We start from the raw sequence: 18,529 nt of genomic DNA on the forward strand, positions 1-18,529 counted from the left end.
CTCGACGAGGCGCTCCGCGCCCACCCCCCTCATCCGGGGTCGCACCACCCTTAAGGAAAGGCACTTTTCGTGCGTAACACCGCCAAGTTCACCACCGCCGTCCTCGCCGCCGGAGCCCTCACCTTCGGGCTGACCGCCTGCGGCTCCGGAAACTCCTCCGCCTCCCACGACTACAGCGGACCGCTGGTCGTCGCCGCCAGCCCGGTCCCGCACGCCGAGATCCTGAACTTCGTCGAGAAGAACCTCGCGAAGAAGGCCGGGCTCGACCTCCAGGTCAAGGAGTTCACCGACTACATCACGCCGAACACGGCGACCGAGGACGGCTCGGTGGGCGCCAACTACTTCCAGAACCAGCCGTACCTGGACGACTTCAACAAGAAGCGCGGCACCCACATCGTGCCCGTCGTCACGGTGCACCTGGAGCCCCTCGGCCTGTACTCCCACAAGGTCAAGAAGGCGGGCGACCTGAGGAGCGGTGCGACCGTCGCCGTCCCCAACGACGCCGTCAACGAGGGCCGCGCCCTGAAGCTGCTCGCCGACAACGGGCTCATCACCCTCAAGTCCGGCGCCGGCAACGAGGCCACCCCCGAGGACATCGCCAAGAACCCCAAGCACCTCCAGTTCAAGGAGGTCGAGGCGGCCCAGACCCCGCGCTCCCTGGACGACGTGGACGCGGCGGTCGTCAACGGCAACTACGCCATCTCCGCGGGCCTCAAGCCCGCCAAGGACGCCCTCGTCCTGGAGTCCGCGAAGAACAACCCGTACGGCAACTTCCTCGCGGTGAAGAAGGGCAACGAGAACGACCCCCGGGTCAAGAAGCTCGCCAAGCTCCTCACCTCGCCCGAGGTCAAGAAGTTCATCGAGGACAAGTACCAGGGCTCGGTCATCCCGTCCTTCTGATCCGGCCACCGGCAGCGCACGGCATCGCGACGCACGGGGTCCGCTCCCTCACCGGGAGTTGACCCCGTCGTGCGGTTCGGTGGTTTCATGCTGCATGCTGGGCAGTTCAGCAGGTACTTCCGAAGGTTACGGAGCGGCGCATGACAAGCACCTTCCCCAACATCTCCATCAGCACGGAGCGGTTGGTGCTGCGCCCCCTCGACGAGGACGACGTACCCGCCCTGGCCGAGATGATGAACGACGAGCAGGTCGCCGCCTGGACCGACGTGCCCCAGCCGTTCACCGAGGCCGGTGCCTGGCGCTGGATCGGCGAGCGCGCGCCCGCCGAACGCGCCGCGGGCCGCGGACTCGACCTCGCCGTCACCGAGTTCCTCACCCAGCGCCTGGTCGGCGTCGTCCAGCTGACCAGGACCAACTGGCACATCCGCGCCACCGAGCTGTCGTACATCGTCGCCCCCTGGGCCCGCGGCGAGGGCTACGCCTCGGAGGCCGCGCTCGCCACCGCCCGCTGGCTCTTCGGCGACCAGCGCTTCGAGCGCATCGAACTGCGCACCGCCGCCGACAACACCGCCTCCCAGCAGGTCGCCCAGAAGATCGGCTGCATCAGCGAGGGCGTGCTGCGCAACGCGTGCATAGTCCATGTGCGCACCGAGGACGGGGGCTGGGCCGATCTGCGCACCGACTTCATCGTGTGGAGCCTGCTGCCGGAGGACCTGGAGGGCGCCGACGAGCAGCTCGCCGACACCAGCGGCTTCACGTCGTACGCCGACTGGAACTGATCCCCGCCACGGCCGCCCGGCCGGGTACCCTCACGGAGCCCGCTCATGGGCCCTGTACCCCTGACGACCTGCGAAAACCTGGAGATGGACGACGATGGCCGACCGGGTCACGGTGATCGGCTGGGACGGCTCGCCGCTGACCGACGCGGCACGCTCCGCTCTCGGCGCCGCCACCCTCGTGGCAGGCGCGGCCCACCACCTGGCACTGCCCGAGATCCCGCCCATTGCCGAACGCGTCCGGCTCGGCAGCGTCGCGCTCGCCGCCCGCCGCATCGCCGGCCACCGCGGCACGGCGGTCGTGCTCGCGGACGGCGACCCCGGCTTCTTCGGCGTCGTACGCACCCTGCGCGCACCGGAGTTCGGCCTGGAGGTGGAGGTCGTCCCCGGTGTCTCCTCCGTCGCCGCCGCCTTCGCCCGCGCCGGGATGCCCTGGGACGACGCCCAGGTCGTCGTGGCCCATCCGCGCACCCTGCGCCGGGCCGTGAACGTCTGCCGCGCCCACGCCAAGGTGGCCGTCCTCACCTCACCGGGCGCGGGCCCCGCCGAACTCGGCCTGCTCCTCGCGGGCGTCCACCGCACCTTCGTCATCTGCGAGGAACTGGGCACCGAACGCGAACAGGTCTCCGTCGTCACCTCCGACAAGGCCCCCGACCACACCTGGCGCGACCCCAACGTCGTCATCGTCATCGGCGGCCCGGTGAGCGCGGCCGAGGACGGCGGCTGGATCGCCGGCCGCGACCCGGGCTCCGGCCCGCGCGGCTGGGTCCAGCCCGACGAGGTGTACGGCGAGGGCACCCCGCTCGGCGAGGGCGAGACCGAGCTGCTGCGCGCCGCCCAACTCGCCCGCCTCGGGCCCCGGGTCGGCGACCTCGTGTGGGACATCGGCTGCGGTTCCGGCGCGTTCGCCGTCGAAGCGGCGCGCGCCGGCGCCGCCGTCATCGCCGTCGACCGCGACCCGGCCGCCTGCGCCCGCGCCGACGGCGCCGCCCGCCGCTACGGCGTCCAGCTCGAAGTGGTGCACGGCAGCGCCCCGCACATCCTGGAGGACCTGCCCGAACCCGATGTGGTCCGGGTCGGCGGCGGGGGAGCGGCCGTGGTGTCGGCGGTCGCGGACCGGCGCCCGCAGCGCATCGTCGCCCATGCCGCGACCCGCGACGCGGCCGAACTCGTCGGCCGCGACCTGACCGAGCACGGATACCGCGTCGAGTGCGCCCTGCTCCAGTCCGTCGAACTCGACACCCGTGCCTGGCGGGAGACCGAGCGGAACGTCGCGTTCCTGCTCAGCGGGGTACTGTCCGATCGCCCCGTGATCCGTTAGTCGTACCGCGCGCGGTAGGCTGGCCGATCGTTGTACCGCACCGGTGGCCCGGAACTTCGTTCGCCAATGTCCGGAACGCACGCCCGTTCCGGACCGGGGTGGTACGGCGAACCCGTGGACGCGCAACGTGGCGTAGTCCACAGCGGCCTGTCGCGGATCATGCTGTCGCGACGGCGCAACGACCGGGACAATGCCACTGAATGGCTTTGTCGCCTTTTCCGGCGGGTCGTTCGTGCCGCTGGGCACGCACGCTCGTTCTTCACCATGGGGCGGTCGGTGTGCCGTTCCGGGTGAGCTGGTCGTAGGAGCACTAACCGATTGGGCGAGGGGTACGCATGACCGACACCGGCCAGGTCCCGGGCGAGGGGCAGCCGGAGGGCGCAGGCATGGTGGAGCAGCCGGGCGTCACCGCGCACGGCGCGTACACCTACCTCTCCGAGGCTCCCGCCGAGGACGAAGACCTGCTGCTGCCGGGCGCCCAGGGCGCATGGGGCAACGAGGTGCCGCCGCCCGCCCCGGAGCCGGTGGTCGAGACCCTCCACGAGGCATCGGGGCGCGACACGGGGTCCGTGGACCTCACCGGTGTCCGCCTTCCGTCCGCGCAGGAGACGTCGGCGCCGCGCCGCCCGCTGCACCTCGGCCCGCCCATCCCCGACACCTCCGCGGGACGGGTCCGGACCCTCGCCGACCGGGGCCCCGAGTATCTCGACGCCCAGCCCCTGCGGGAGATGGGCCCGCAGAGCGCGGCCCCCTGGGGCGCGGCTCCGGGGGGTACGGCCGTGGCGGCGCCGGTCGTCGGCCAGGCACCGGGCGCGGTGGACACCGCCCCGGCAGCGGCCCAGGCACCGGGCGTGGTGGAGACCGGACAGGTCGCCGTCCAGGTGATCGGTGTGCCGGTGGCCGCCGCCGAGGCCGTGCCGGTCGCCATCGAGGTGCCGGTGCCGGACGCCGACGCGACCGCCGACGCGACCGCCGAGGCGGCCGCCGACGCCGGGGCGCCGGGTGCGGCTCCGGACGCGGTCGTCGTGCCCGAGGCACCGGCCGCGGAGGCTGCGGCGGCTGCCGGGCCGGTCGCCGCGGAGGTGCCCGTGGCGCGGGTCGCCGAGCAGGTGCCGGGTGCGGAAACGGTTGACCCGGCGTTCGCCGGGACGCCCGAAGCCGCCGGTGCGGACGCCGCGCAGGTGGTACCGGGCCAGGACGGTCCGCAGCCCCTCGACAGTCAGGACGCTGTCCTGGCACCGCAGGTTCCGCGGGGACCCGAGGTGGTGCCGCAGGCGGTGGCCGAGGAAGCGGTGGCGCCGCAGGCCGAGGAGAGCGCGCCGGCCGTCGCGGAGCCCGCTCAGGTGCCGGACGCCCAGGTGGCCGAGGCCGCTCCCGCGCCGCAGGTCCAGCCGGTCCAGGAGGCGCGGCCCGTCGAGGCGGGGGCGCCCGCGCGGCCCGAGGCTCAGGTCGCGGGTGCCGCCGTGCCGGTCGCCGAGGCCGCCCAGCCGGTCGAGCCGGCCGCTGCCGAGCCCGTGCAGGTGACCGAGCCGGTCGAGGCCGTCCAGGCGTCCCAGCCGGTCGAGGGCGTCCAGGCGTCCCAGCCGGTCGAGCCGGTCGCGGCCGAGGCCGCCGAGGTCGTCGAAGCCGTCGAGGCCGTGCCGGCCGCCGAACCGGTCGAGCCCGTCGCCGTCGACGCCGTCCAGGTGATCCAGCCGGCCGAGCCCGTGGCCGCCGACGCCCCCCAGCCCGTTCAGCCCGCCGAGCCCGTGGCCGCCCCGGTCGAGCAGGTCCAGGCAGTCGAGCAGGCCGAGGCGGTCGAGGCGGTCGAGGTTCCCGCCGTCCCCGCCCCGGACGCCCACCAGGCCCAGGGCCCGCAGACCGTGGAGCCCGTCGTCCAGGCCGCCCCGGCCGCGCCCGGCGTCCCGCAGCAGCCCGTACAGCCGGAGGCACCGGCCGAAGCGCAGGCGCAGCCGGCCGCTCAGGACCCGGCGGTCCAGGCGGCTCCCGTCGCCGACCCCGCGCCGGTCGCGGCCGACCCCGCCGTACCCGCTCCCCAGCAGCCCGCCGACGCCACCCCGGCACCGGTCGCCGCCGTGGCCGCGGAGCCGCAGGGCGCCGTCGCGGCCGTGGAAGCCGAGGCCGCGCAGCCGCAGGCCGTCGCCCACCCGGCCACCGCCGCACCCGTCGCCCCTGCCGCTCCCGTGGCCCCCGCCGCTCCCGAGCAGCCGCAGGCCGTCCCGGCGCCCGCCGAAGCCGAAGCTCAGGTGCCCGCCGAAGCCGCGGCCCCCGCCGACGACGCACCGCTGCCCGCCGAAGCCCCGGCGCCCGCCGAAGCCCCGGCGCCCGCCGAGGCCGTGGCACCTGCCGAGACCGTGACACCCGCCGAGGCCGTGACACTCGTGGACGCCGCGCTGCCCGCGAGCGCCGCGCTGCCCGCCGAAGTCCCCGTCCAGCAGGGCCCCGTGCCGACGGACGCCCCCGTGGAGCCCGTCCCCGCCGAGCAGCTGCCCGGGGTGCTCCCGGAGCAGGCTTCCGAGCCGCCGCTCGGGGAGTTCGTGCCGGTCGAGGGCCAGGTGCCGAGCGCGCCGCAGCTCGCGCCGACCCCGCCGCACCCCCTCGTGCTGCCCGCCCAGGGCCCCGCGCCGCAGGCCAGCGTGCCCGCGCCCCGGGAGGCCGAGGCCGTACCGCACGCCGAGGCCCCGGAGCCCGCTGCCGCGCGGGGAGAGATCCCGGCCGACGAGGCACCGGCCCCCGCGCCGCAGTCCACCGGCCCCGCCGCCCCCGGCTACGACGACGCCGAGCGCGAGGCCGTGCTCAAGGTGATGCGCGAGCGCCGCGACATCCGCAACGGCTTCCGGAGCGACCCCATCCCGCACGAGGTGCTGCTGCGCGTCCTGGAGGCCGCGCACACCGCGCCCTCCGTCGGCCACTCGCAGCCCTGGGACTTCGTCGTCATCCGGTCCGCCGAGACCCGCGAGACCATGCACGAACTGGCCGTGCGCCAGCGCGAGGCGTACGCGAAGTCGCTGCCCAAGGGCCGGGCGAAGCAGTTCAAGGAACTGAAGATCGAGGCGATCCTCGACACCCCGGTGAACATCGTGGTCACCGCCGCCCCGACCCGTGGCGGCCGGCACACCCTGGGCCGGTACACCCAGCCCCAGATGGCGCCGTACTCCGCCGCGCTCGCCGTGGAGAACCTCTGGCTCGCCGCCCGCGCCGAGGGCCTGGGCGTAGGCTGGGTCAGCTTCTTCGACGAGCGCGAGATGGTGCGGGCCCTCGGCCTGCCCGAGCACCTGGAGGTCATCGCCTACCTGTGCGTCGGGTACGTCGACGAATTCCCGGACGAGCCCGAGCTGATGCAGGCCGGCTGGTCCAAGCGACGCCCCCTGTCCTGGGTGGTGCACGAAGAGACGTACGGCCGCCGCGCCCTGCCCGGAGAGGAACCCCACGACCTGCTTGCCGAGACCGTCGCCCAGATCCGCCCGCTCGACGCCAAGGCCCTCGGCGAGGCATGGGAGCGACAGAAGCGCATGACCAAGCCGGCCGGCGCGCTCGGCATGCTGGAGATCATCTCCGCACAGCTGTCGGGCCTGTCCCGGCAGTGCCCGCCGCCGATCCCGGAGCCCGCGGCCGTCGCCATCTTCGCGGGTGACCACGGGGTGCACGCCCAGGGCGTCACCCCCTGGCCCCAGGAGGTCACCGGCCAGATGGTGGCCAACTTCCTGGGCGGGGGCGCGGTCTGCAACGCCTTCGCCGCCCAGGTCGGCGCCGAGGTGTGCGTCGTGGACGTCGGCGTCGCCGCCGACCTGCCCGCCACCCCCGGCCTGCTGCCCCGCAAGATCCGCGGCGGCACCTCCGACATGACCGCCGGGCCCGCGATGAGCCGCGAGGAGGCCAAGGCCGCCATCGAGGTCGGCATCGAGACCGCCCGCGACCTGGTCGCGGCCGGCAACAAGGCGCTGCTCACCGGTGAGATGGGCATCGCCAACACCACCGCGTCCGCCGCGCTGATCTCCGTCTTCACCGCCACCGACCCGGCCGAGGTCACCGGCCGCGGCACCGGCATCAACGACGAGACGCTGGCCCGCAAGACCGAGGTGGTCCGGCGCGCCCTGGAACTCCACCAGCCGGACCCGGCCGACCCCATCGGCGTCCTCGCGGCCCTCGGCGGCTTCGAGCACGCGGCGATGGTCGGCCTGCTGCTCGGCGGCGCGTCCCTGCGCACCCCGGTCATCCTGGACGGCGTGAGCGCCGGGGCCGCGGCCCTGGTGGCCCGGGCCATCGCCCCCGAGGTCCTCGCGGCCTGCATCGCCGGCCACCGCAGCGCCGAGCCGGGCCATGTCGCGGCCCTCAACAAGCTCGGCCTGCGCCCCCTGATCGACCTCGACCTGCGTCTCGGCGAGGGCACCGGTGCCCTGCTCGCCCTGCCGCTGGTGCAGAGCGCGGCGAGAGCGATGCACGAGGTGGCGACGTTCGACTCGGCGGGCGTCACGGAGAAGTAGCCGTCCGGCGTCCGGGACATCGGCGCCGTAGCGACACCTGGGTGGTCGTGAGCATTCGTTCCGCTGCGGCGGAACGGGTGGGCGCGACCACCCACCGGTCTGTGCCCGGCCGGTCTGCGCCGACCATCCGTCCCAGCCCCCGAACACCTGCTCCATACTCACCGACGCCCACGTAAAATCCGCACGTCAGGGCCATCACAACGCCCCCGGAGGAGCCATGGCCGAACACCCCGCCTACCCCGTAGGTCTGCGCCTCTCCGGCCGCCGCGTGGTCGTCCTCGGCGCCGGACAGGTCGCCCAGCGCCGTCTGCCCGCCCTGATCGCGGCCGGCGCGGACCTCGTCCTCGTCTCCCCTGAGGCGACCCCCTCGGTCGAGGCGATGGCGGACGCCGGCGAGCTCACCTGGCACCGGCGGCGCTACCAGGACGGCGACCTCGCCGACGCCTGGTACGCCCTCATCGCCACCAGCGACCCCGACGCCAACGCCGCCGCCTCCGCCGAGGCCGAGCGGCACCGCGTCTGGTGCGTCCGCTCCGACGACGCCGACCGGGCCACCGCCTGGACCCCCGCCACCGGCACCAGCGAGGGCGTCACGGTCGCCGTCCTCACCACGCAAGCCCGCGGCCGCGACCCCCGGCACACCGCCGCCATCCGGGACGCGGTCGTCGAGGGCCTGCGCGACGGCACCCTCGTCGCCCCCCACCACCGCACCCGCACCCCCGGCGTCGCCCTGGTCGGCGGCGGCCCCGGCGACCCCGACCTGATCACGGTCCGCGGCCGCCGGCTGCTCGCCGAGGCGGACGTCGTCATCGCCGACCGGCTCGGCCCCCGCGACCTGCTCGCCGAACTCCCGCCGCATGTCGAGGTGATCGACGCGGCGAAGATCCCGTACGGCCGCTACATGGCCCAGGAGGCCATCAACAACGCCCTGATCGAGCACGCCGGACAGGGCAAGTCGGTCGTACGGCTCAAGGGCGGCGACCCCTTCGTCTTCGGCCGGGGCATGGAGGAGATCCAGGCGCTCGCCGAGGCCGGCATCCCCTGCACCGTCGTGCCGGGCATCTCCAGCTCCATCTCGGTGCCCGGCGCGGCCGGCATCCCGGTCACCCACCGGGGCGTCGCCCATGAGTTCACGGTCGTCAGCGGCCATGTCGCCCCCGACGACGCGCGTTCGCTGGTCGACTGGCCGGCGCTGGCCAGGCTCACCGGCACGCTGGTGATCCTGATGGGCGTCGACAAGATCGGGAAGATCGCCGAGACGCTCATGGCGCACGGCAAGTCCCCGACGACCCCGGTCGCGCTGGTCCAGGAAGGTACGACGGCCGCGCAGCGCCGGGTCGACGCCACCCTCGCCACGGTCGCCGAGACCGTCCGCGCCGAGGACGTGAGGCCCCCGGCGGTCATCGTGATCGGCGAGGTCGTGACCGAGGGCCCCGCCCGGGCCGACTGACCGAATACCCTCTTGATCACGCGTAACCTCGGGTAACGCATCCTACCCAGCCGTTGGCACCACACCCAGGACAAGGCAGTATCACCCTGTGGCCGATCTCATCACCGTCGAGGACCCCGACGACCCGCGCCTCGTGGACTACACGGACCTGACCGACGTCGAGCTGCGCCGCAAGCGCGAGCCCGCCGAGGGTCTGTTCATCGCCGAGGGCGAGAAGGTCATCCGCCGGGCCAAGGAAGCCGGCTACGCGATGCGCTCCATGCTGCTCTCGGCCAAGTGGATCGACGTCATGCGCGACGTCATCGACGAGCTCCCCGCCCCCGTCTACGCCGTGAGCCCCGAACTCGCCGAGCGCGTCACCGGCTACCACGTGCACCGCGGCGCCCTCGCCTCCATGCAGCGCAAGCCGCTGCCGACCGCCGCCGAACTGCTCGGCTCCGCCCGCCGCGTGGTGGTCATGGAGTCGGTCAACGACCACACCAACATCGGCGCCATCTTCCGCTCCGCGGCCGCCCTCGGCATGGACGCGGTCCTGCTCTCGCCGGACTGCGCCGACCCGCTGTACCGGCGCAGCGTCAAGGTGTCGATGGGCGCCGTGTTCTCGGTGCCGTACGCCCGCCTGGAGAACTGGCCGAAGGGCCTGGACCAGGTCCGCGAGTCCGGCTTCACCCTGCTCGCCCTCACCCCGGACGAGAAGGCCCGCAGCCTGGACGAGGCCGCCCCGCACACGATGGACAGGGTCGCGCTGATGCTGGGCGCCGAGGGCGGCGGCCTGTCCAGGCAGGCCCTGGTCGCCGCCGACGAATGGGTCCGCATCCCGATGTCCCACGGCGTCGACTCGCTCAACGTGGGCGCGGCGGCCGCGGTCGCCTTCTACGCGGTGGCGACGGGACGACCGAGGTCCTGACCTCTGCTACGCCCCGGTGCCGGAACGCGTGGACCCGTACGGGACGTCGCCGTACGACCGCGTGCCCCCGGCCGCCCGCGAGCCGTCGGCCGACTGCTGCTGCGACGGGCGTACGACCGTCCCCGCGCTCCCGCCGGACGTGCCCCCGAACGTGCTCCCGAGCCCGCCACCCAGCCCCCGGGTCGGGCCCTGGCAGCCCTGGGCCAGGGCGATGCCGAGGGCCACGAGCAGGGTCACCACGAAGAACACGGTGAGCCGCTGACGCAGCAGACGGGGGTTGGCGGGGCGCAGCCCGGTCTTCGTGGTGCGCGCCGCCGGGCGCCGGGCGCCGCCGCGGGTGCCGGGACGGCCGCCACTGGCGGAACGAGGGCCGCCACTGGCGGAACGGGGGCCACCGCCCCGCTGCTCGGGAGCGGGCCGGCCCGGACGCGGGGGAGTGCCGCCGGCGCGTGCGCCACCCCGTGAGGGCACCCCGCCCCGGGGGGCGGTACCGCGCGGCGGCGGCGTGCCGGGGGCCTGGCGGCGCGCGGCGCGCTGCGGCTCGGGGTAGGTGTCGACGAGCCGCCCGGTGGGCCGGTCCGCCTCCGCCGCGCGCGGGGAGGGCGGCCGTACCTCGGTCAGGCCCTGGGCCTCGCGGGCCGCGATCTCCTTGAGCCGCAGCGACAGTTGGAGCGTGCTGGGCCGGTCCTCGGGGTCCTTGGCGAGACAGGCCCGGATCAGCGGGGCGAGCGCGTCGGGCACGCCGTGCAGATGCGGCTCCTCGTGCACCACCCGGTACAGCATCACCTCCGAACTGCCGTGTCCGAAGGGGGAGTCGCCGGTCGAGGCGTAGGCGAGGGTCGCGCCCAGCGAGAAGACGTCGGTGGCCGGGGTGACGGCCGCGCCGCGCACCTGCTCGGGGGCGAGGAAGCCGGGGGAGCCCACGGCAGTGCCCACATGGGTGAGGGTGGAGGCGCCGGTGGACCAGGCGATGCCGAAGTCGATGATCCGCGGCCCCTTGGGGGACAGCAGGATGTTGGAGGGCTTCAGGTCCCGGTGGACCACCCCCGCCTCGTGCACCGCGACCAGGCCCTCGGACAGCGCCGCGCCGATCGCCGCCGCGTCGGCCGCGAGCAGCGCGCCCTCGTCGGCGACCCGGTCGTGCAGCGAGGGCCCGGGGACGTACTGGGTGGCGAACCAGGGGCGCTCGGCCTCCAGGTCGGCGGCCACCAGCCGGGCCGTGCAGCCGCCCCGGATACGACGGGCCGCGGAGACCTCGCGCGCGAACCGCGAACGGAACTCCTGGTCCTCGGCGAGATCGGGCCGGATCACCTTCAGCGCGACCCGCTGGCCCTTCTTGTCGGAGCCGAGGTAGACCACGCCCATCCCGCCCGCGCCGAGCCGTCGGTGAAGCCTGAACGAGCCGACGACGCGCGGGTCCTCGCGCCTCAGGCGCATCATCGCCATGTTCATCCCCGCTGCCCGGTCCCTCTGACGTGGCACAGCTTACGTTTACCGGGCCGCCCGCGCGCAGAGGCCGCGCCCTCTCGGCCCGACGGATTGTGCGCGCCGCGCCGGAGAGGTGAGGCGCGGTCAGGACGCCAGTGCACACCGCACTCTTGACCGACCGTCACCGCCAACCGGGCTTGCCCGCAGGGTCGTTGACCCCGCCGCGACCAGGGGCCACCGCTCGGTCCGCCCTTCCCGCGGCCCACCGCGGACGCCCCGCCGCACCCGCCGCGGGCCGCCGCCCGAGCCGTGCCCGGCACCCGCCGCATGACCGTTCCGAGTGATCGAAGTCACGCGTTCCGGGGCGCCGCCCGCATCCGACATGCCCGACACGGCGGGCGACCCCTCGGGGAAGACCCCGAGACCTAGGTCCGGCTCTCCACCCAGGGGAGTAGTCGGCGGCCGGGGGCTCATCCTCCGGGAGGCCCGCCAATCGGTACGAGGGCATGACGCCCGGTTCGGGGCCCGCGCCTAGATTTGAGCTCAAGCGGCGGGTGCAGCGCTCGTCCCCCGAGGTCGGACACCCGCCGCTGTGAAGAAGCAGGACGAACCAGCGGAACAAGCGGAACGAACTGCGAGAACAAGCGGAACGAACTGCGAGAACAAGCAGAACAACTGCATGGACAACACGAGACGGTCAGGAGAGGGACCATGACCCATCCGGCACCGCGACGCCCCGCGTTCGCACCCCGCCGCACGGGTCGCCGCCACCCCTTGGTGGCGACGCTCATGGCCCTTCCCCTGGCGGCCCTGCTCCTGCTCGTCTTCGACGGCTGGGAGACGGTGGCCACACAGGCGTCGTCCGTGGGTGCGATGCTGGGGCGCTGAGCGGCGACCCCAGGCCCGAAAGAGCGGTTCGGGCGGGGACATCCATCCATGAAACCCCGTGGGGACGGGGGTGCGGCGGACGGCACATATGCCGGCGCAGCTGGGGAGCTGCGCCGGCATCGCCGTTTCCGCGCCGGAACCAGCACCCCCCACTCCGCCGTCGTACCCCTCACCCCGTCCCTGACCGACCGAGGACCCGTGACCTTCCTCCCCGCGCTCACGGCACACGTCCGCGCCGCCGGCACCCCGGCCGCGCCCACCACCCTCGCCGACCGCCCCGACGCCACCGTCCTCCGCCTCGGGGACACCGTCGTCAAGGCGCACGCCCCCGGCACCGACCCCGCCCGCCTGGCCCGCCGCCTCGAAACGGCCGCCGCGCTCCCCGGCATCCTCCTGCCCCCGCTCACGTCCACCACGGAAGAACTGCACGACCGCCTGGTCACCTCCTGGCCGTACGGCACCCCCGTGGACCCCGACGCCCCCGCCGCCGCCCCCTGGGAAGCCGTGGCCGGCCTCCTCGCCGGGCTGCACACCAGCACGCCCCACCCGGCGTCACCCCCGATGCGCGGCCCCGCCAAGGCCGCCCGCGCCGTCACCCGGCTCCGGGCCGCCCTCGGCGCGGACCCCCACCCCGCCGGCCGCCCTGTCCTCGACGCCTGGGCCGCCCTCCCCGCCTGGGCCCGCGCCGAGGCCCCGATGCCCGGTCCCGCCGTCCTCTGCCACGGCGACCTCCACCTCGGCCAACTCGTCCGGTACCCCGCCCCCGACGGACCCTGGCGGCTCATCGACGTGGACGACCTGGGACTCGGCGTCCCCGCCTGGGACCTCGCCCGGCCCGCCGCCTGGTACGCCTGCGGACTGCTGCCGCCCGACGACTGGACCCGCTTCCTGAGCGCCTACCGGCAGGCGAACGGCCCCGCCGTCCCCGCCACCGGCGACCCCTGGGCCGCCCTGGACGTCCCGGCCCGCGCCCTCACCGTCCAGACGGCCGCCCTGGCGATCACCAAGGCGCTCGCCGCGGGCCGCCCGCTGGACGGGATCGAGCAGGCCGTCGTCGACGCCTGCGCCCGTATGCCCGCGCGGTGACCCGGGGACTTCCGCGAAATCGTTGCAACCACGCGCGGCGAAACGGAGTCTGTGCAGGGGAAACACCAAGCAGTACCGACCGGCGAGGAGTTGAGCCGACGATGCAGTGTCCGAAGTGCCACGCACCCATGCAGACGTACAACCGCAGCGGCGTCCAGATCGAGCAGTGCGGCGGGTGCCGCGGCATCTTCCTCGACTACGGCGAGCTGGAGGCGCTGACCCAGGTCGAGTCCCAGTGGTCCAAGCCCGTCCCGCCGGCCCCGCCCGCCGCCCCGCAGGGGTACCCGGCCCCGTCCGCGCCCGCCTGGGGCGCGCCGTACGGCGGCCACGGCGGCGGTCACTACGAGCACGGGCACCACGGTCATCACGGCCACCACGACCGTCACCACCGCAGCTTCACGCACATGCTGTTCTCCAGCTGAGACGCACGAGAAAGCCCCCGGCCGTGGAAACGGCCGGGGGCTTCTCGGTGTGTGGACGATACTGGGATTGAACCAGTGACCTCTTCCGTGTCAGGGAAGCGCTCTCCCGCTGAGCTAATCGTCCGCGGACAGTGATCCGGGGATCACGGTCAGTGCGCGATACTGGGATTGAACCAGTGACCTCTTCCGTGTCAGGGAAGCGCTCTCCCGCTGAGCTAATCGCGCGGGCTTGGATCTTCGAGAGACCCGGGATCTCCGGACGGACCGGGGATCCAGTGGACGATACTGGGATTGAACCAGTGACCTCTTCCGTGTCAGGGAAGCGCTCTCCCGCTGAGCTAATCGTCCTTGGAGGTGGAGACGGGATTTGAACCCGTGTAGACGGCTTTGCAGGCCGTTGCCTCGCCTCTCGGCCACTCCACCAGGAGTGTAGGGGATCGGGATGACCCCTTCTTCCTTCGAGCGGACGACGAGGCTCGAACTCGCGACCTCAACCTTGGCAAGGTTGCGCTCTACCAACTGAGCTACGTCCGCTTGTCGTTTCGGTCCGCTTCCGCGTCCCGGCGACGTGTTGAACTCTAGCGGATTCCCGGGCCAGTACAAAAACGCGTTTGCGCAGCGTGCTGCGGTGCACCCGGCGGACCCGGTGGTCAGGGCCCCCTCCGGGACATCCCCGGGTCACCTCCGGGACACCCCACCTAGACTCGGGCACGTGCTCCACCATGCTCCCGGCCTTCCCCCGCTCGCCCGCTTCGGCGACCGTCTCGCCACCGGCCTCCTCGACGTCACCAGCGATCCCGCCGCCCTGGAGTCCACCGGTTTCTGGGCCGTGTGCGCGGACTTCGAGGGCCGTCTGACCTGCGCACGCTTCGCGGACGTACGACACGCCCCGGTGCCCGCCCCGGCGCCCGGCGCCTGGCACGGCCCCGCGGTGGGGGACTGGGCCACCTCCCTGGACCGCGCCGCCTACACCGCGGCCGTCCGCCGCATCCGCGCCCACATAGCGGCCGGCGAGGTCTACCAGGCCAACCTCTGCCGGGTGCTCAGCGCGCCGATCGCCCCCGACGCCGACGTGGACGCCCTGACCGCCCTGCTGGCCCGCGGCAACCCGGCGCCGTACGCGGGCACGATCCGGCTGCCCGCGCACGGCGTGGAGCTCGCCACCGCCTCCCCGGAACTGTTCCTGCGCCGCCGCGGCCGCACCGTGGAGTCGGGCCCCATCAAGGGCACCGGCCGCACCGAGGCGGACCTCCTGGAGAAGGACTACGCCGAGAACGTGATGATCGTGGACCTGGTCCGCAACGACATCGGACGCGTCTGCGCCACCGGCAGCGTCACCGTCCCCGACCTGTGCGTCGTGGAGAAGCACCCCGGGCTGGTCCACCTCGTCTCCACCGTCCGCGGCGAGCTGCGCGCCGGCGCGGGCTGGCCCGAGCTGCTCGGCGCCGCCTTCCCGCCCGGCTCCGTCACCGGCGCGCCCAAGTCCAGCGCCCTGCGGATCATCGAGGACCTGGAACCGGTGCCGCGCGGCCCCTACTGCGGCGGCATCGGCTGGGTGGACGCCGACCAGGGCACCGCCGAGCTGGCCGTGGGCATCCGCACCTTCTGGATCGACCGCGCCGACGGAGTCCTGCGTTTTGGCTCCGGCGCAGGGATCACCTGGGGGTCGGACCCGGAGGGGGAGTGGCGGGAGACCGAACTGAAGGCGTCCCGGCTGCTCGCGGTAGCGTCGGGGTCGTACGAGGCGAGTGGAGAGGCATGCGCATGAGGATCTGGCTGGACGGCGGGCTGCGGGACGCGGATTCCGCCCGGGTCTCCGTGTTCGACCACGGGCTGACCGTCGGTGACGGCATCTTCGAGACGGTGAAGGCGGCCGAGGGGCGCACCTTCGCGCTCACCCGGCACCTCGACCGGCTGACCCGCTCGGCCCGTGGCCTCGGGCTGCCCGACCCCGACCACGACGAGATCCGCGAGGCGTGCGCCGCCGTGCTCGCGGCCAACCCGATGCCGCTCGGCCGGCTGCGGATCACCTACACCGGCGGCCACGGCCCGCTCGGTTCCGACCGCGGCGAGCACGGCCCGACCCTGGTGGTCGCCCTCGGCGAGACCTCCCGTCGCCCCGACAGCACGGCCGTGATCACCGTCCCCTGGACCCGCAACGAGCGCGGCGCGCTGACCGGCCTGAAGACCACCTCGTACGCCGAGAACGTGGTCGCCCTCGCCCGCGCCCACGAACAGGGCGCCTCCGAGGCCCTGTTCGCCAACACCGTCGACCAGCTGTGCGAGGGCACCGGCTCGAACGTCTTCGTCGTCCTGAACGGCGAGATCCACACCCCGCCGGTCTCCTCCGGCTGCCTCCCCGGCATCACCCGCGCCCTCGCCGTCGAATGGACCGGCGCCAAGGAGACCGACCTCCCGCTCGACGTGCTGGACCGCGCCGACGAGATCTTCCTGACCTCCACCCTGCGCGACATCCAGGCGGTGCACCGGGTGAACGACCGCGAACTCCCCGGCGCCCCGGGCCCGGTGACCGCGAAGTCGATGCAGATCTTCGAGGAACGCGCGGCGGAGAACCTCGACCCACGCTGACACGCCGACCGGCCCCCGGGACACGCGACGAGATCCCGCCGTCCCGGCCCGACTTCCACCGCCCGACTCCCGGCCTCGCCGCCCGGCTCCGGTTCCCGGGCTCGGCTTCCGGCTCCAGCCCCGACTCCCGGACCGGGCCTCGCCGTCAGGTCCCGGCCTCGGCTTCCGGCCCTACCCCGGTTCCTGGCCTCGCTGCACGGCTCCGGGTCCCGGCCCTGGTCTCGGTCTCGCCGCTCGGCTCCGGCTCGGGTCCCTGGTCTCGGTTCCCGGTTCCAGCCCCGACTCCCGGACCGGGCCCCGTCGCCCGGTCCCGGCCTTCGGCATCCCGCCCTACCCCGGTTCCTGGCCTCGCTGCACGGCTCCGGGTCCCGGCCCTGGTCTCGGTTCTCGGTCTCGCGGCCCGGCTCCGGCTCCGGTTCCCGGGCTCGGCTCCCGGCTTCAGCCCCGACTCCCGGACCGGGCCCCGTCGCCCGGTCCCGGCCTCGGCTTCCGGCCCTACCCCGGTTCCTGGCCTCGCCGCCCGGCTCCGGGTCCCGGTCCTGGTCTCGGTTCCCGGTTCCAGCCCCGACTCCCGGGCCGGACCCCGTCGCCCGGTCCCGGCCTCGGCTTCCGGCCCTACCCCGGTTCCTGGCCTCGCCGCCCGGCTCCGGTTCCTGGCCTTGCCGCCCGGCTCCGGGTCCCGGCCCTGGTCTCGGTCTCGCCGCTCGGCTCCGGCTCGGGTCCCTGGTCTCGGTTCCCGGTTCCAGCCCCGACTCCCGGACCGGGCCCCGCCGCCCGGTCCCGGCCTCGGCTTCCGGCCCTACCCCGGTTCCTGGCCTCGCTGCACGGCTCCGGGTCCCGGCCCTTGCCTCAGCTCCGGGTCCCGGCCCTGGCCCTGGCCTCGGTTCTCGGTCTCGCCACCCGGCTCCGGCTCGGGTCCCCGGGCTCGGCTCCCGGCCCCAGCCCCGACTCCCGGACCGGGCCCCGACTCCCGGTCCCGGCCTCGGCTTCCGGCTTCAGCCTCTGCCTCGCCGCACGGCCCGGGCTCTCGGCCTCGACTCCCGGCCCCAGCCCTGGCTCCCGGCCTCGCTGCCCGGTCCCGGACTCCGGCTCTCGGTCTCGGCTTCGGGCCCTGGCCCTGACTCGGCCCCGCCGCCCGACTCCCGGCTCCAGCCCTGGCTCTGGCTCCCGGTCCCGCCTCCCAGTTCCGGCCCCGGTTCCCGGCTCCAGCCCTGGTCCCTGGCCTCGCCGCCCGACTCCCGGGCCCGACTCCTCACCTCGCCGCCCGACCCCCGGCCCCGACTCCAGCCTCGGCTCTGGCTTCCGACCCGGCTCGGGTCGGAAGCCCCTGGTCCCGAGTCCCGGCCTTGCCGCCCGGCCTCTGCCTCGCCGCCCGGCTCCGGCCCCAACTCCCTGTGGGCCGCCCGATCCGGCTGACGCGGCCCCCGTCGTGGGTAGAACAGGTGTGATGACCACGACCCTGCGGCCGGCCGAGCCGCTTCAGCAGCATTCCGACGGCACGCGCTCGCGCCGCTACCAGGTGTGCGTGAACAGTCGTCCCGTCGGCGAGATCCGCCTCGGCACCTCGCCGACCCTCGGGGAGACGGTGGCCCGCGTCGACGAGCTGCGGATCGCCGAGGGGGACCGGCGGCGCGGCCGGGGGACGATCGCCGCGCTCGCCGCGGAGGAGGTGGCGCGCGGCTGGGGCTGCCGGCAGATCGAGACCGTCGTGCCCGCGGCCTCGGCGGACGGCGCGCTGCGGCTGTTCGACGCCCTCGGCTACACCCTGCGCAACCGGGGCATGGTGAAACGCCTCGGCGCCGAACCGCCCGCGCCGCCGCCCGACCTCCGCGAACGGCTTATGACCGAGGGGGAGTTCGAGGAGTGGCAGGCCCGCGAGCACGAGCGCTACGCCCGCAACTGGGCCGAGCGGGGCGTCCCCGAGGCCGTCGCCCGCGCCAAGGCCCTCGACGACCAGGCCCGGCTGCTGCCGCGCGGACTCGCGACCCACGGCATGCTGCTCAGCGTCCTGGAACGCGCGGGCACCCGGGTCGGCACCCTGTGGCTGGCCCTGCGGGAGGACCGGGCGTACGTGTACGACGTCGAGACCGCCGCGGCCGAGCGCGGCCGGGGGTACGGCCGTGCCCTGATGCTCCTCGCGGAACGCCAGGCGCTGGCGTCCGGCCGCCCGCTCCTCGGCCTCAACGTGTTCGCGGGCAACGCCCCGGCGGAGCGGTTGTACGAGTCGCTCGGCTACGAGACGGTGACGTACTCCCTGTCGAAGCCGCTGCTGTAGGCG

At 74.5% G+C, this 18,529-nt stretch carries 13 protein-coding genes and 5 tRNA genes; 12 read left to right on the forward strand and 6 right to left on the reverse strand.

The annotated features are described in order from the left end of the window. Positions 1 to 69: 69 nt before the first annotated feature. From GHR20_RS29100 to GHR20_RS29125, 6 genes are all read left to right on the forward strand, one after another. On the forward strand, positions 70 to 900 hold the full coding sequence (locus GHR20_RS29100) for a MetQ/NlpA family ABC transporter substrate-binding protein (protein WP_153814839.1): 831 nt from the start codon (positions 70 to 72) through the stop codon (positions 898 to 900). A gap of 140 nt (positions 901 to 1,040) precedes the next feature. Further along, on the forward strand, positions 1,041 to 1,679 hold the full coding sequence (locus GHR20_RS29105; protein WP_153814840.1) for a GNAT family N-acetyltransferase: 639 nt from the start codon (positions 1,041 to 1,043) through the stop codon (positions 1,677 to 1,679). A gap of 94 nt (positions 1,680 to 1,773) precedes the next feature. Beyond that, positions 1,774 to 2,997, forward strand: a complete 1,224-nt coding sequence (cbiE, locus tag GHR20_RS29110; protein ID WP_153814841.1) for a precorrin-6y C5,15-methyltransferase (decarboxylating) subunit CbiE — start codon at positions 1,774 to 1,776, stop codon at positions 2,995 to 2,997. A gap of 335 nt (positions 2,998 to 3,332) precedes the next feature. Continuing rightward, the gene (gene cobT / locus GHR20_RS29115; protein WP_153814842.1) at positions 3,333 to 7,481 is read left to right on the forward strand and encodes a nicotinate-nucleotide--dimethylbenzimidazole phosphoribosyltransferase; all 4,149 of its coding nucleotides are present in this window, start codon (positions 3,333 to 3,335) and stop codon (positions 7,479 to 7,481) included. A gap of 217 nt (positions 7,482 to 7,698) precedes the next feature. Continuing rightward, complete coding sequence (gene cobA, locus GHR20_RS29120; protein WP_153814843.1) at positions 7,699 to 8,931, forward strand: uroporphyrinogen-III C-methyltransferase; 1,233 nt, start codon at positions 7,699 to 7,701, stop codon at positions 8,929 to 8,931. A gap of 88 nt (positions 8,932 to 9,019) precedes the next feature. Beyond that, the gene (locus GHR20_RS29125; RefSeq protein ID WP_153814844.1) at positions 9,020 to 9,838 is read left to right on the forward strand and encodes an RNA methyltransferase; all 819 of its coding nucleotides are present in this window, start codon (positions 9,020 to 9,022) and stop codon (positions 9,836 to 9,838) included. Between the two features lie 6 nt (positions 9,839 to 9,844). Here the strand turns inward: GHR20_RS29125 and GHR20_RS29130 are convergent, their stop codons facing one another. Continuing rightward, positions 9,845 to 11,290, reverse strand: coding sequence for a serine/threonine-protein kinase (locus GHR20_RS29130; protein WP_194859019.1), 1,446 nt, complete (start codon positions 11,288 to 11,290; stop codon positions 9,845 to 9,847). A gap of 687 nt (positions 11,291 to 11,977) precedes the next feature. Here GHR20_RS29130 and GHR20_RS36935 point away from each other — a divergent pair. The 3 genes from GHR20_RS36935 to GHR20_RS29140 all read left to right on the forward strand — a co-directional run bounded on the left by GHR20_RS36935 (position 11,978) and on the right by GHR20_RS29140 (position 13,662). Further along, positions 11,978 to 12,154 (forward strand): hypothetical protein, encoded by a 177-nt coding sequence (locus GHR20_RS36935; protein WP_181516505.1) that lies wholly within the window; start codon positions 11,978 to 11,980, stop codon positions 12,152 to 12,154. 198 nt (positions 12,155 to 12,352) lie between these two features. After that, positions 12,353 to 13,240 (forward strand): aminoglycoside phosphotransferase family protein, encoded by an 888-nt coding sequence (locus GHR20_RS29135; protein ID WP_243878152.1) that lies wholly within the window; start codon positions 12,353 to 12,355, stop codon positions 13,238 to 13,240. Positions 13,241 to 13,341: 101 nt separating this feature from the next. Continuing rightward, complete coding sequence (locus GHR20_RS29140) at positions 13,342 to 13,662, forward strand: zf-TFIIB domain-containing protein (RefSeq protein WP_111585291.1); 321 nt, start codon at positions 13,342 to 13,344, stop codon at positions 13,660 to 13,662. Between the two features lie 52 nt (positions 13,663 to 13,714). Here the strand turns inward: GHR20_RS29140 and GHR20_RS29145 are convergent. The 5 genes from GHR20_RS29145 to GHR20_RS29165 form a co-directional block, all read right to left on the reverse strand. Continuing rightward, a tRNA-Val gene (locus GHR20_RS29145) sits at positions 13,715 to 13,786 on the reverse strand. A gap of 29 nt (positions 13,787 to 13,815) precedes the next feature. Further along, positions 13,816 to 13,887, reverse strand: a tRNA-Val gene (locus tag GHR20_RS29150). A 51-nt stretch (positions 13,888 to 13,938) separates the two neighbouring features. Next, positions 13,939 to 14,010: transfer RNA gene (locus GHR20_RS29155), tRNA-Val, on the reverse strand. A gap of 1 nt (position 14,011) precedes the next feature. After that, positions 14,012 to 14,085, reverse strand: a tRNA-Cys gene (locus GHR20_RS29160). Between the two features lie 38 nt (positions 14,086 to 14,123). Next, positions 14,124 to 14,196 (reverse strand) — tRNA-Gly (locus GHR20_RS29165). Between the two features lie 178 nt (positions 14,197 to 14,374). On the opposite strand from GHR20_RS29165, the gene GHR20_RS29170 reads away from it, so the two are divergent. The 3 genes from GHR20_RS29170 (at position 14,375) to GHR20_RS29180 (ending at position 18,526) form a co-directional block, all read left to right on the forward strand. Then, positions 14,375 to 15,430 (forward strand): chorismate-binding protein, encoded by a 1,056-nt coding sequence (locus GHR20_RS29170; RefSeq protein ID WP_148027642.1) that lies wholly within the window; start codon positions 14,375 to 14,377, stop codon positions 15,428 to 15,430. Further along, a complete protein-coding gene (locus tag GHR20_RS29175) occupies positions 15,427 to 16,251 on the forward strand; it encodes an aminodeoxychorismate lyase (protein ID WP_153816173.1) in 825 nt (274 codons plus the stop codon). The genes GHR20_RS29170 and GHR20_RS29175 overlap by 4 nt, the downstream gene beginning before the upstream one ends. A 1,447-nt stretch (positions 16,252 to 17,698) precedes the next feature. Beyond that, complete coding sequence (locus tag GHR20_RS29180) at positions 17,699 to 18,526, forward strand: GNAT family N-acetyltransferase (RefSeq protein ID WP_153814847.1); 828 nt, start codon at positions 17,699 to 17,701, stop codon at positions 18,524 to 18,526. Positions 18,527 to 18,529 lie beyond the last annotated feature (3 nt).

Source organism: Streptomyces sp. SUK 48, from assembly GCF_009650765.1.
In the GTDB taxonomy this organism is placed as follows: Bacteria; Actinomycetota; Actinomycetes; order Streptomycetales; family Streptomycetaceae; genus Streptomyces.